This window comes from Macrococcus brunensis (genome assembly GCF_022343725.1).
Classification (GTDB): domain Bacteria; phylum Bacillota; class Bacilli; order Staphylococcales; family Staphylococcaceae; genus Macrococcus; species Macrococcus brunensis.
The window spans coordinates 1,155,287-1,169,051 of the sequence record NZ_CP092179.1; the positions used below are offsets into that span (position 1 = coordinate 1,155,287).

The following is a 13,765-nucleotide window of genomic DNA, read 5'->3' on the forward strand; positions in this document are numbered from 1 at the left end:
TTCTTTATTTTGTTCTCATCATTTAAACTTAAGGAAACAGGGGGAGTCGTTCAATGATCAGACCGGATTCACAGAAGATGAACAGTAATTATTCAGACCTTTATGACATAGTTGTACCTAAAAATAACAAACTGAGAAGAATGAAAGACATTATCGATTTTTCATTCATCTACGATGAAGTAATAGAAAATTATTCGATCACGAAAGGAAGAAGTGTCGTAAGTCCTGTCAGAATGTTTAAATATCTGCTTCTGAAAGTTATTTTTGATTTATCAGACGTTGATGTGGTGGAACCGCTCACGTTATGATATGTCTTTTAAGTTTTTTCTGGATATGGCGCCTGAAGAAGAAGTGATTCACTCCAGTTCTCTCACAAAGTTTAGAAAGCTTCGTCTCAAGGACATGAACCTGCTGGATCTGCTGATTAAAACTTCCGTTGAAACAGCACAAAATCAGGGCGTTCTAAATGGATCCACCTTAATCGTTGATGCCACCCATAGTCAGTCGAGGTACAATGCTTACCTTCCGAAGGAGATTCTTCAGAAACGTTCAAATCAGATTGTATATGCCGCAGGCAAAATAGATGACACGAAGATAAAACCTCTAAAGCTTAATGATTGTTCTACAAAAGAAGCACTGGATCTGTCGAAATCTTTTCTGGATGATCTGTTAAAAGAAGAAAAGTATCTGTCCATTCCATCCGTGAAAGAAAAAATAAACTATTTCAAAGAAACAATTGAGGATTGTGAGTCAACCTATACAGTATCGGTGGATGAAGATGCACGTGTTGGACACAAATCAGAAGATAAGTCGTTCTTTGGCTATAAGAACCATCTCGCAATGAACACCGACCGTATCATCACAGCGGCTGTTGTAACTACCGGAGAGAAATCCGATGGATGTTACCTGTCGCAGTTGATTGAGAAATCACGTGAAAATGGTGTAGAAGTGGACACCGTTATAGGTGACACAGCCTACTCATCAAGAGACAATCTGGATTACTGCTTTAATGATAATATCGAACTGGTTTCAAAACTCCATCCCCATATTATTCATGGTGTCCGTAAAGAGAATCAGGCCTTTGAATATAATAAGGATGCAGGTATGTTTGTATGTCCGGCAGGACAGTTAGCCGTTAGAAAAGCGCGTCAGGGAAAAAAGCAGGGTCAAAACCAGACGGATACTTATTATTTTGACATTGATAAATGCCAGATCTGCCCTCTCAAAATAGGATGTTATAGAGATGGCGCTAAATCTAAAACATACAGCGTGACAATAAAATCAGAAACCCATAAACATCAGATGAAGTTCATGGATTCTGAAAGATTCAAGTTAATCTCAAGAAAACGATATATGATTGAGGCAAAGAACTCTGAATTAAAAAATAGACACGGTATGAAAAGTTCAAAATACGCGGGTCTATTAAATATGGAAATGCAGACGGCTGCGACAATATTCGTAGTGAATATCAAAAGAATCATAAAACTTATAGATGAAAAATAGGATAAAAGAACCCGTCATTTCCTAATGTTGAGGAAATTGACGGGTTCTTTTACACTATTGAGTTGTTGGAATTAGTGAGCTTATAGAAAATCGTGAGATTTTCAGTGGCCTCCATGTGCATAGTCTTTTTTTTTAGCCCATTAATGATTTGAAGAAGTTACCGATTGCTGTGAAAAATGATTTAACAGCTTCAACGAATTTATCCCAGACGCCTTGTTCTTCTAATGAGTCTTTCAAATCTTTGCCAGCTTCCTTCGCTTTTTCAGCGGCGTTTTTGAATGTGTCAGAGTTCTTGATGTCATTGACATAGTTTGTTGCGCTGTCGATGATTTTATCGGCATTCTCACCTGTGAAGATACCTTGCTGCTGTGCATTATTGATGAAGTTGACGATGATATTGATCTGGTTGTCATTTAAAACGTTGTTAAGACCATTATTGTTGATTTTTTCAGTGACGACATTTTTTATTTCAGTCACAGATAAGTTACCGCCTTGTTTTGCGATTTCAGCTTTAGCTTCAGCAATCGCTTTGTTCAGCTGTTCTTGTGAGAAACCATCTTTGTTCTGGTTCTCTTCTGTGATATTAGTAATAGAATCGAGTTCGTCCTGAGCGGCTTTGGTCTGTGCCTGATCAATCGGTTCACCTTGCGCTTCGAAAGCTTTGTAGACGCCTGCTAATGCACTTTCGCCTGTCACATCTTCTGCAGCAGCAATTTTCACGTCAGCGTCTGTCACGCTTGCCGTTAAGAGGGCATTTTTATAAGTATCTTCAGTGAGTTTCGTGATCTTGCCTTTGGACTGGTCGATTGTCAGTGTCAGGCCGGCGCCTTTCGCAAGCTTCGTAATTCGGATACTTGATTTAAGTACATTATCAGATGACTGTAAATTTAAATATTTACCAAGATCAGCTGCTGTGACATAAGCAACTTTATCATTGTCTTTTGTACCTAGCAGGTCATGTGTCGTATTTTTCAGACTCTCATTAGACTGGAGTGCTGCACCGTATACAGTCACAGCTTCCTGCCAGGCTTCCTCTGTCACGGCATAGGAAGGTCTTGTAAATGTCAGTAACATAATGAACGTCAGTAAACCAGCAAATAACTTTGTTTTGTTTTTCAAGTGGGTCATCTCCTTTTTAAATGTATCAATATTCGCTATACTATGTATAAGCTTACAAATATTATAGCATGCAATAAAAGTTCTGCCATGGGACTTAAGAACGAGGTGACAGATGGGTAACTATATCATAGACAAGACACTCAACAATAATGTTCTAGTGGCAACTTACTATGGCGATGAAGTGATTTTAATCGGAAAAGGCATCGGCTTTGGAAAAAAGTCAGGAGAAGTCATTGATACTGATCAGATTGAAAAAGTATATGAACTGAAAACCTTTCAAGACCAGCAGCGGTATCGTACTTTAATGGATATTGGCGATGATGATGTCATGAAAGTCGTCATAGAAGTTGTCGATGAAATAAAAGATCTGATTGAAGAAGATGTCAGCGATAATCTGCTTCTCTCACTGACAGATCATATTATCTTCGCAATTAAACGTTTAGATGACCAGATTTTTATTTCTAATCCATTCAGTAATGAAACAGAAGCACTATATCCAAGAGAGTATAGCGCTGCTTATATTGCAGTGAATATGCTGAATGAGCGTCTGCAGGTGCAGCTGCCGGAGTCAGAAGTGGGCTTTATTGCGCTCCATATTCATTCGTCAATCAGCAGTCAAAGTATTCGAGATATGAATTTGATGGCTGAAGTTATTACACGTGCAGTCAGGATCATTGAGCATGACCTGAAGATTCAGGTCGATAAGAATTCAATTATTTATTCCCGGTTTGTCAGACATATCAGCTTTGCTGTGCAACGTGTCATCGCGAATGATTCAGCCCCGGAACAAAGAAATCTCGAAAACTTATTGAAAGTACAGTATCCTGTTTGTTATAATGTAGCTATTAAGATAGTAAAAATGATGCAGACATTGCTGAATAAGCCAGTATATGAATCAGAGCTGGTTTATCTGACAATGCATATACAGCAGTTTAATACTGAAGCTACAGACGTGTAACTGATTATGCAGGCATGAGTCTAAGGCTGGTACGAAGGGACCAGTCTAGACTCATGCCTTTTTGTGTCATTCAAATGTCTTGACAATAAAAGGAGGGTATTTCTATGTTCAAAATGTTATTCGGTCAATTGCAACGTATTGGTAAAGCGCTCATGCTGCCTGTTGCGATTCTGCCGGCTGCAGGTATTCTACTTGCGTTTGGTAATGCGATGCACAATGACCAGCTTGTACAGTTCGCACCTTGGTTGAAAGCTGATTTCTTCGTTATGTTATCAGGTATTATGGAGTCTGCCGGTCAGGTTATCTTTGACAATCTGCCTTTATTATTTGCGATTGGTACGGCTCTTGGACTTGCAGCGGGTGATGGTGTAGCAGGACTTGCTGCACTTGTCGGTTACTTAATTATGAATGCAACGATGGGTAAGATCAAAGGGATTACCATCGATAATATTTACAGTTATGCAGCAGGAGCTAAAGTACTTGGTCAATCTGCAAAAGAACCTGCTCATGCTCTTATCCTAGGGATTCCGACACTTCAGACTGGTGTATTCGGCGGTATCATCATCGGTGCTGTTGCAGCATGGTGTTACAACAAATTCTATAACATCACTTTACCGGCCTTCCTCGGATTCTTTGCCGGCAAACGATTCGTTCCAATCATCACATCTGTAATGGCGATTCTGACAGGGATTATCCTGTCAATCATCTGGCCGCCTATACAGACAGGTTTAAATGAATTATCACAGTTCTTATTAGATAAAAACCTTGTCTTAACAACATTTATTTTCGGTATTATTGAGCGTGCACTGATTCCATTTGGTCTGCACCATATCTTCTATGCACCATTCTGGTTCGAGTTTGGTCAGTACACAAATGCAGCAGGGAACATCGTGCGTGGTGACCAGAGTATCTGGATGGCTCAGATGAAAGACGGTGTGCCTTTTACAGCTGGTATGTTCACTACAGGTAAATATCCTTTCATGATGTTCGGTCTTCCAGCAGCTGCGTTCGCTATTTACCGTCAGGCTCGTCCTGAACGTAAAAAAGTAGTAGGCGGGCTGATGCTGTCAGCTGCTTTAACATCATTCTTAACAGGTATTACAGAACCTCTTGAGTTCTCATTCTTATTTGTTGCACCGATTCTTTACGCGATTCATGTACTGCTTGCAGGTACATCATTCCTTGTTATGCATTTGCTGCACGTTAAAATCGGGATGACATTCTCTGGTGGATTTATTGACTATACTTTATTCGGCTTATTGAACTGGGATCGTACAAATGCATTACTCGTTATTCCAGTTGGTCTTGTATATGCAGTGATCTACTACTTCTTATTTACATTTGCGATTAAAAAATTCAATTTAAAAACACCGGGTCGTGAAGTTGAAGAGACGACTTCTAAAGCTTCAACAGCGGGTGAATTACCATTCCACGTCTTAGATGCGATGGGTGGTAGAGAGAACATTAAACATCTGGATGCATGTATCACACGTTTACGTGTAGAAGTTAAAGATAAATCTAAAGTAGATACAAATGAATTAAAAGCTTTAGGAGCCGCTGGTGTGCTTGAAGTAGGTAACAACATGCAAGCTATCTTTGGTCCTAAATCAGATCAGATTAAACATGATATGGCTCGTATTATGTCAGGCGAGGTCACTCATCCAGAACAGACACATACAGCAGAAGCCCCTGATGATGTAGTGATTGAATCAACAGAAGAAAAAGGACTGACAGAAGTATTTGCTCCTATTTCAGGTGAAGTTGTAGATATTACGAAAGTACCTGATGAAGTGTTTGCAGGTAAAATGATGGGTGAGGGTGTCGCAGTCATTCCTGAAGAAGGTGTAGTATATGCACCGTTTGACGGCGTAGTGAAAATGGACTTCCCAACTAAACATGCGCTTGGACTTGAGTCAGAAGAGGGCCTTGAGATGCTGATTCACTTCGGTCTGGAGACTGTCGGCTTAAGAGGTCAGGGATTCGAAGTACTTGTAAAACCAGGAGATGCCATCGTAATAGGGCAGCCTTTACTTAAAGCAGATTTAAATTATATTAGAGAAAATGCGAAGAGTGATATCACACCGTTAGTTTTCACTAATCTTGACAACAAACAAATGATAGAAGTTCAATATGGTCACATTAAACATGGCGACAAATTAATGGAAATCAAGTAAAATGAAGGCTCTGGGAAACCAGAGCTTTTGTTTTTTATTTTTAAATATAATAACTTTATTATGTAAACTAATAATTATATATAAAAACTAAACATAAAAATAAGGAGAGTGAGAAAACAAATGTTCAAAAACAACCGATTTATTTCCTTTTTAGGTGGGGCAACCATTATTTATACATTGCTGGTTGCTATTTTGATTGGCATTCTTATCTTTATCACCAACCAGGTGTCCTTTATTTTTGATCCGGTAGTAACCATTGTCAAAACAATTATTGGTCCTATTATTGTAGCCTTTATCTTTTTTTATTTGCTTAATCCAGTCGTAAACTTTCTGGAAAAATATCGCATTAAAAGACTATGGGGTATTATTCTGCTCATTGTGATCATTATTGGTGTACTAGTCGGCACCATTACCTTGCTAGTACCATTAATACAGGAACAGCTTATCCGTTTCATCAACCATTTTCCATCCTATGTTGATCATTTAGGGGATGTCTTTAATCAATTTACTAAGAATTCCTTTATTGAACCTTATATGGCTGATGTACAGAGCTGGATTAATAATCATCTTGCCACGTTACAAGATAAGGCGAATGATTATATGGATAAGCTGCCATCAAAGTTTCGCTCTATAATAGATACTTTAATGAGTGTGATCATCGTTATTGGGACTTTTCCGTTTGTTCTGTTCTTCTTACTTAAAGATGGCGACAAGTTCCTTAACTATGTACTTAAGCTTACACCGCCAAAATATCGTCAGGATGTACATGATATTCTGCTTAAAATGGATATTCAGGTAGGTTCATATATCCAGGGACAGTTAATTGTATCACTGTGTATCGGTGTTCTATTATTTATTGGCTACAATATCATCGGTCTGGAATATGCTTTAGTATTAGCATCTATCGCGGCAGTTACGAGTGTCGTTCCGTATCTGGGGCCAACTATTGCTATCAGCCCTGCCATTGTCATTGCACTTGTCGATTCACCGTTTACATTGCTTAAGCTCGCCATCGTCTGGGTCGCTGTTCAGTTCCTTGAAGGGCACTTTATTTCGCCCAATATTATGGGTAAGACGATGCAGATTCATCCTTTAACTATTATCTTTGTCCTTCTCTGCGCTGGTAATCTAGCCGGTGTATTAGGCGTTATTTTAGCTATTCCTGCATATGCCATTATCCGCGTGATTATTTCTCATCTTTTTGATAAATTCAAGAAACGTTATAACCGCTATTTTTCAGAGGACTCTGGCCCTTATGATGTTCATCAATAAAGTTATCGGGCTTTAGAAGTATCTTTACTGATTTCCCTTGCTTTTTAGATATTTATTGGATAAGTTAATTATAGTTTCGGAAGATTGGAAGAGGGATGTCATGAGCACGAAAAAAGTATACAAACGTAAGAAAAAAACCAGACTGCGCAAACTGCCGTTTATCATTCTGGGGCTTATAGCCATACTTGTTTTACTCGGGTTCTGGGTTAAATCAAGTTATAATAACGGCATTCAATTTGCGAGGGACCATGGCAAGCAGGAAAAAAAATATGAGTTTAATGGACCGATTAATAAGGATGCTAAAGTCAATATTCTTATATTAGGTCAGGACCGGGTTGTAGATGGTTCTGCCCGCACAGACTCCATTATGATTGCGCAATATGATTATTTAAGCAAAAAAATGAAACTGATGTCTGTGATGCGCGACATTTATGCTGAAATTCCAGGCTATCAGAACTATAAGATTAATACAGCGTACACACTCGGCGGCCCTGAACTCCTTCGCCAGACATTAAAGAAGAATCTGGATATTGACCTGGAGTATTATGCCATTATTGACTTCAAGGGCTTTGAACAGATGGTTGATGAATTGTCACCAGAAGGGATTCCGATTAATGTTGAGAAAGATATGTCTGAGAAAATCGGCGTATCACTTCAAAAAGGACAGCATAACCTGAATGGTAAAGAACTGCTCGGTTACGCGCGATTCAGAAATGACGAGGAATCTGATTTCGGCCGTGTCAGAAGACAGCAGCAGGTTATAAAAGCACTGCAGAGTGAGTTCATCTCACTTTCTACATTGCCAAAAGTACCTAAACTTGCAGGTATCGCGAGAGGGTATGTCGATACTAATCTCACAAATAGTGATATTTTTAGAACTGGCGCATCGTTTGCGATCAGAGGCGATAAAGATATTCAGTCGCTCGTTATCCCTGTTAAAGGGACGTTTAATTTCAAGGACGTTTACGGAGTAGGGAATGTACTCGATATTGATAAGGAAGCCAATAAAAAGGCAATCAAAGAATTTTTGGCAAAATAAAATAGGTGTACTCGAGATGAGTACACCTATTTTTTATTCTTCTGATTTAAGTTTTCCGTTAACAGCGTAACGATTTTTCTTCAGTTCTTCTACAAAAACATGGATGTTTTCTTTAGGTGCATTGGTTGTTCTACTCACGACTTCAGTGACTTCTGTCACCATCGCTTTAAGCTGTTCTTCTGTACGTCCTTCAACAAGTTCAATAGTTACGAATGGCATTATTTATCCTCCTTAGTAAACATTCTATATGTCGATGAACCATGACCGTCTTTCCAGTCACGTATATCATCTGCTTCCATAAACTCTAAATTTACGTCTACAACGTGCGGTTGCTCCAGCAGACGTTGTGCAATTTGTTTCTTGATTTCAGAGAGCTGTCGTAAATTCATATCCACACGAGGTGTTTCAAGTAAAGCCTCTAAATGAAGGTCTTCTCCTTCTTTCAGTACAGTCAGACGTTTAATATCTGTGATATGTTCATTCTCTAAAATAATACGTGATGCATTAACTTCCATCTCCTGATCAGACACACCGATAGCACCCGCAGCATTTTCCAGGAAAACACGTGCAACCACAAAGAACATCATAAGACCGATAATAACGGATACAATTCCTTCTATTTGACCGAAACCTGTCAGGCGTGCAATAACGATGGCAATCAGTGCTAATACGCCACCTAAAGTTGCAACTGTATCTTCCATAAATACAAGCTTTGTAGCTGGTTTAGCTTTGTTTAAGCTAACATAGCTTGTTGTAAAAGGATGAATACCTGTTGTCGGTTTATGTGCTTCTTCTAAAACTTCTTTTCCAGCTTTATATAAAACTGAACCTTCAAGCACTATACCAATCAGTAAGACGCCGGCATTAATCAGAAAATGATTAAAAGGCTGTTCCTCATGTGAAGGGTGCTGAATGTGATGAATCCCTTCTAAAACTGTTTCGTATGCGAGAATCGCTACGATGATTACTGCGAATAAACAAACAATATTAACCAGACGTCCATATCCAAATGGGAATTTCTCGTTCGGATCTTTCTTTGACACAGCAGAACCGACCCAGACGAATAACTGGTTGGCTGCATCACCAAGTGAGTGCATCATTTCTGCGAACATAGCGACATTTCCTGTAATGATATACGCACCAAACTTCAGTGCACCTAAAATAAAGTTAACAATGGCTGCCATTAAAGATGATGTACTTCCTTTTTTGAGCAGACTAAACAAACCTGTCATATCATAATCTCCTTTTTTTAATATGTTTGTTCTCTTCCCTATTATATGCGATGATAGTCCTAAATAAAAAGACAAAATTACTCTTAGGAGGGGTTACCGATATGTTTAAAAATTTATTATCATCTATCGGCTTTGAAGATTTAACGGTTGATACTCGTATCAATCAAACAAATTATCGTCTAGGTGACACGATTGAAGGCATTGTCGAGCTGAGTGGCCAGACCGGTCATATCGAGTACATTGAAATTCAGTTAGTAGAACGTCAGGAGAATACGGATGAATCAAGCGATATCCAAAGCTTTGATCATATTATTAGTCGCGTACATCTGACACCAGAGACAGACGAGACCATCCGCTTCCAGCTAGATGCTGGACATGACATCAAGTCTATTTTAAACCAGTTCTTTATCATGACCCATGTCTATATTGCTAACTCCGTTGATGCATATGATGAAGATGAAATTTTCTTCAGTCAGCCGTAGCTTTTTAACAAGAATTACCTGTTGTTGTCAATATTTAAAATATCGTTTAAGATTGAATGGACCTATCATTCAAGAAAGAAGGGGAAAGAATGACTTATCCAGATGTTAAAAAGACCATCAAGCAAGTTGAGACACTTGTTAATATTCCAGGACCATCCGGCTATGCTTATGCTGCCATACAATACTGCCAGGATTACCTCCAGCAACATGATATTGAAAGCATCGTCACCAATAAAGGGGGCCTAAGCGTCACTGTAAAAGGGACTGATAATACTCGTCACCGCTTCATTACAGCACACGTTGATACATTAGGTGCTATGGTCAAGGATATTCTGCCGAGTGGACGACTTAAGATGACAAAGATAGGCGGCTTCAGCTGGAATGCGACAGAAGGGGAATACTGTCAGATTCATAGCACAGACCGAGTCTTCACAGGGACTATCTGTCTCCATGAAACAAGTGTCCATGTCTACCGTGGGAATGATGATATTAAACGTGATGATGATCATATGGAGGTCCGTATAGATGAAGTGACCTCATCTGCAGAAGAAACAAAGGCACTTGGCATCAATGTCGGTGATTTTATCTGCTTTGAACCCCGCTTCCAGTACACAGAGAGCGGTTTCGTTAAATCACGCCATCTCGATGATAAAGTCAGTGCAGCGATTATGCTGGAATTACTTGTTCATCTGAAAGAGAATGATATCCAGTTACCTCATACGACTCATTTCTTCTTCTCAAATAATGAAGAGATCGGGTACGGCGGAAATTCCAATATTCCAAAAGAAGTGGTTGAATACCTCGCAGTCGATATGGGTGCGTTAGGTGACGGACAGCTGTCAGATGAATATACAGTGTCTATCTGTGCAAAAGACAGCTCAGGTCCCTATCACTATCATCTTCGTCAGCATCTCGTCAAGCTCTGTCAGGACAATGGTATTGATTACAAAATAGATATTTATCCGTATTATGGCTCTGACGCCAGTGCAGCCATTTCTGCTGGCCATGACATTAAGCATGCACTGTTCGGGGCAGGTATTGAGTCCTCTCATGCGATGGAAAGAACTCATGAACGTTCTATACTGGCGACTGAATCTCTTCTTTATGCTTATGTACAAAGTCCACTTATTTAACACTGCGGTCTAACCGCAGTTTTTTTCTGTCTCTTATATTGTCTATCTGGAAAGGGTTATGGTAATGAAAGATTTCTTTAAATACTACAAGCCTTATAAAGGGCTGTTCATTCTTGATTTCGGTTCAGCCGTCTTTGTCGGTGTACTGGAACTGATTTTTCCGTTGATGACCAGTCTGTTCATTGACGAACTGCTGCCATCTAAGGACTGGCGAAATATCGTCTTCGGTGCAATCGGCTTATTTCTTGTATACGGCTTTGTCTCTCTGCTTAAGTTCATCGTTACTTACTGGGGACATAAGCTCGGAACCAATATTGAACGGGATATCCGTAATGAACTCTATCAGCATCTGCAGAAACTGAATTTCGGATTTTTCGATAACATGAAGACCGGTAAACTGATTGGCCGTCTCACCAATGACCTGATGGATATAGGGGAAGTGGCCCATCATGGACCGGAAGAAGTGTTTGTCGCAGTGATGACTGTTATCGGCGCGCTGATGATTATGCTATTCATCGATGTAAAGCTTGCACTCATTACATTCTGTATTGTTCCGATCATCTTTATTCTGACGATTTACTTCAACAAGAAGATGACAACCGCATTTGAACGTCTTTTCGGGAATGTATCCACTTTTAATGAAGTGATTGGTGAGAGTATCGGCGGTATTCGTCTTGTTCAGGCTTTTACGAATGAACGGCATGAACAGAAAAGATTTGAATCAGCAAATGAAGCATTCCGGGCGACTAAACTGAAGGCCTATAACTATATGTCCTGGAACTCATCCATCGGTTATATCGCACAGAAATTCACTTTAATCATTGTTCTGATACTCGGCTGTTATTTTGTCCTGCATGGTCATATGACCAATGGTGAGTTTGTGGCATTTATCATGATTACAGATATTCTCTTTAAGCCGCTTCAGTCCATTAATCTGATTATCGAGCTCTTTCCAAAAGGAATTGCAGGTTTTAAGAACTTCAGAGAGATTATGGAGACAACAACCGAAATCAAAGATTCTAAAGACGCTGTCACTTTCGCATCTACCCCTGAGACTATCAGCTATGAGCATGTGACCTTTAAATATGGAGATAAGACCATACTTGATGACTTATCGTTTACAGTGAACGAAGGTGAGAAAGTTGCTCTGGTCGGTCCTAGTGGCGGCGGGAAGACCACTCTATGCTCGCTGTTACCAAGGTTCTATGATCCTATCAATGGTCGTATCACCATCAATGGTGATGACATCAGAGATTATACGCTTGAGTCCTTAAGACAGCAGATCGGTATTGTTCAGCAGGATGTCTTCCTATTCAGCGGTACATTAAGGGAGAACGTTGCTTACGGAGATATGACAGCAACTGAAGAGGAGATTATGTGGGCTATTGATAAAGCACAGCTCAAGTCATTTGTGGATGGCCTGCCACACGGTATAGATACAATTGTCGGAGAACGTGGTACTAAACTGTCTGGTGGTCAGAAGCAGCGGGTCTCTATTGCCCGTATGTTCCTTAAGAATCCGAAGGTCATTATTCTAGATGAAGCGACGAGCGCTCTTGACGTTGAAACAGAGAATCGCATACAGGCAGCCTTCAAGGAACTATCAGAAGGCCGGACTACCTTAACGATTGCACATCGTTTGTCTACTATCAGAGATGCTGACCGCATTCTTTATATAGAAGACGGGCGAATCGCTGAATCAGGCAGTCACGATGAATTAATGGCACGAAGAGGTAAATATTATCAACTTCAGCTTGCTCAGCATCAATAATAAAGCATAATAAAGTCCCGCAAAAAATTTGCGGGACTTTATCTATCTTATCTAAAATCAATCGAGGCAAGTAATCCAATCAATATACCTACTGTCATAGAAAGCATGGTTCCGAGCAGGATGTATTCTGACTGTTTATCTATCTTATCAGGCTGATGCTCAACTGGGTCCTGTTTGACGTCATTGAACCTTAAAATAGATTTACTTGCGATGACCAGTCCAATTGCGGTATATTCCTTTAGTACAATAAAGATAATGATCAGAAACCTTTCGAGATAACCGATGACAAGCCCGACATTATCTGACTTAGGTAGTTTAGTAGAACTCATAGACGACAGAAATGCACGGATAAATGGCCCACTGAATATATAGAGGACGATACATAAGAAGTAGAGTGTCAGATTCATCATCATTGGTATAAGTCCTTTAGTGTCTGTCTAATATGTTTTCTCATCTCTTCATTGATACCTGAACTGTATTGGATGAGTTCCTGCTCAATCAGGTCAAGCTGTTTACTACGCGCTTTTTTGAGATGGGTGGACACTGTCGAGAAGCTCTTATCCATTTCATGAGCCAGTTCTCTCTGCACAGGAATCGAAAGACTCATCAGCAGTATTTCTCTCTGGATATCTGTATGCTGGCGCAGAATATCTGTCATATAGTAGAAGAGCACATGATTCATCATTGAAACATTCTCAGCCGAGAGACAGAGGTCAACCTGATCATTCGTCTTAATACTTTCCAGTGCTTGACGTGCTTTTTTAATGATAGGCGCATTCCAGTGCTCGAAATCCGCTTCCGGCAGCTCACTTTCACCGATTGATAACCCGAATTTTAGGGTCTGGCTTTTTAATGGCCATGATAATTTGATATAATAAGCTATTATCAGCATATCTCCTGGTGAGTCACAGACAAAAAACAGTTCGTCACCCATTCTGAAATTGACATAGCGTCTATTCAGGGGCTGTGTCCACTGATTGATTGCTGTCTCCAGCTGCTGGAGTCTATGACTGATTTCATCTGCATTACCATGGGCTGTACTTCCTGATACGTCCATAATGAACAATCCAATCATGTTATAC

12 protein-coding genes and 1 pseudogene are annotated in these 13,765 nt (G+C 39.8%); 8 read left to right on the forward strand and 5 right to left on the reverse strand.

Going from position 1 to position 13,765, the window contains the following annotated elements:
- The first annotated feature begins 53 nt into the window (after positions 1 to 53).
- Positions 54 to 1,503: pseudogene (locus tag MGG13_RS05990) on the forward strand (IS1182 family transposase).
- 132 nt (positions 1,504 to 1,635) lie between these two features.
- Here the strand turns inward: MGG13_RS05990 and MGG13_RS05995 are convergent.
- Positions 1,636 to 2,622, reverse strand: a complete 987-nt coding sequence (locus tag MGG13_RS05995) for a DUF1002 domain-containing protein (RefSeq protein ID WP_239034303.1) — start codon at positions 2,620 to 2,622, stop codon at positions 1,636 to 1,638.
- Positions 2,623 to 2,734: 112 nt separating this feature from the next.
- On the opposite strand from MGG13_RS05995, the gene glcT reads away from it, so the two are divergent.
- From glcT to MGG13_RS06015, 4 genes are all read left to right on the forward strand, one after another.
- On the forward strand, positions 2,735 to 3,580 hold the full coding sequence (gene glcT, locus MGG13_RS06000) for a glucose PTS transporter transcription antiterminator GlcT (protein WP_239034304.1): 846 nt from the start codon (positions 2,735 to 2,737) through the stop codon (positions 3,578 to 3,580).
- Between the two features lie 104 nt (positions 3,581 to 3,684).
- Positions 3,685 to 5,754: a glucose-specific PTS transporter subunit IIBC gene (ptsG, locus tag MGG13_RS06005; protein ID WP_239034305.1), complete on the forward strand. Its 2,070-nt coding sequence runs from the start codon at positions 3,685 to 3,687 to the stop codon at positions 5,752 to 5,754.
- Positions 5,755 to 5,874: 120 nt separating this feature from the next.
- Positions 5,875 to 7,026: an AI-2E family transporter gene (locus MGG13_RS06010; RefSeq protein ID WP_239034306.1), complete on the forward strand. Its 1,152-nt coding sequence runs from the start codon at positions 5,875 to 5,877 to the stop codon at positions 7,024 to 7,026.
- A 100-nt stretch (positions 7,027 to 7,126) separates the two neighbouring features.
- Positions 7,127 to 8,065: an LCP family protein gene (locus MGG13_RS06015; RefSeq protein ID WP_239034307.1), complete on the forward strand. Its 939-nt coding sequence runs from the start codon at positions 7,127 to 7,129 to the stop codon at positions 8,063 to 8,065.
- 33 nt (positions 8,066 to 8,098) lie between these two features.
- Here MGG13_RS06015 and MGG13_RS06020 read toward each other — a convergent pair whose 3' ends face one another.
- Together MGG13_RS06020 and MGG13_RS06025 are read right to left on the reverse strand one after the other, a co-directional pair.
- Entirely contained in the window at positions 8,099 to 8,284 is a 186-nt protein-coding gene (locus MGG13_RS06020) for a 2-hydroxymuconate tautomerase (protein ID WP_239034308.1), read from the reverse strand.
- Positions 8,284 to 9,297, reverse strand: coding sequence for a cation diffusion facilitator family transporter (locus MGG13_RS06025; RefSeq protein ID WP_239034309.1), 1,014 nt, complete (start codon positions 9,295 to 9,297; stop codon positions 8,284 to 8,286). The genes MGG13_RS06020 and MGG13_RS06025 overlap by 1 nt, the downstream gene beginning before the upstream one ends.
- 101 nt (positions 9,298 to 9,398) lie before the next feature.
- Here MGG13_RS06025 and MGG13_RS06030 point away from each other — a divergent pair, with 101 nt between their 5' ends.
- From MGG13_RS06030 to MGG13_RS06040, 3 genes are all read left to right on the forward strand, one after another.
- Positions 9,399 to 9,779, forward strand: coding sequence for a sporulation protein (locus MGG13_RS06030; RefSeq protein WP_239034310.1), 381 nt, complete (start codon positions 9,399 to 9,401; stop codon positions 9,777 to 9,779).
- An 89-nt stretch (positions 9,780 to 9,868) separates the two neighbouring features.
- Positions 9,869 to 10,912 carry a M42 family metallopeptidase gene (locus MGG13_RS06035; RefSeq protein ID WP_239034311.1) on the forward strand — a complete coding sequence of 348 codons (1,044 nt, stop codon included), beginning with the start codon at positions 9,869 to 9,871 and terminating at the stop codon, positions 10,910 to 10,912.
- A 64-nt stretch (positions 10,913 to 10,976) separates the two neighbouring features.
- Positions 10,977 to 12,683 carry an ABC transporter ATP-binding protein gene (locus tag MGG13_RS06040; protein WP_239034312.1) on the forward strand — a complete coding sequence of 569 codons (1,707 nt, stop codon included), beginning with the start codon at positions 10,977 to 10,979 and terminating at the stop codon, positions 12,681 to 12,683.
- 47 nt (positions 12,684 to 12,730) lie between these two features.
- Here the strand turns inward: MGG13_RS06040 and MGG13_RS06045 are convergent, their stop codons facing one another.
- Together MGG13_RS06045 and MGG13_RS06050 are read right to left on the reverse strand one after the other, a co-directional pair.
- Positions 12,731 to 13,096: a hypothetical protein gene (locus tag MGG13_RS06045; RefSeq protein WP_133432322.1), complete on the reverse strand. Its 366-nt coding sequence runs from the start codon at positions 13,094 to 13,096 to the stop codon at positions 12,731 to 12,733.
- Positions 13,093 to 13,758 carry a sigma-70 RNA polymerase sigma factor region 4 domain-containing protein gene (locus tag MGG13_RS06050; RefSeq protein WP_133432321.1) on the reverse strand — a complete coding sequence of 222 codons (666 nt, stop codon included), beginning with the start codon at positions 13,756 to 13,758 and terminating at the stop codon, positions 13,093 to 13,095. The genes MGG13_RS06045 and MGG13_RS06050 overlap by 4 nt, the downstream gene beginning before the upstream one ends.
- Positions 13,759 to 13,765 lie beyond the last annotated feature (7 nt).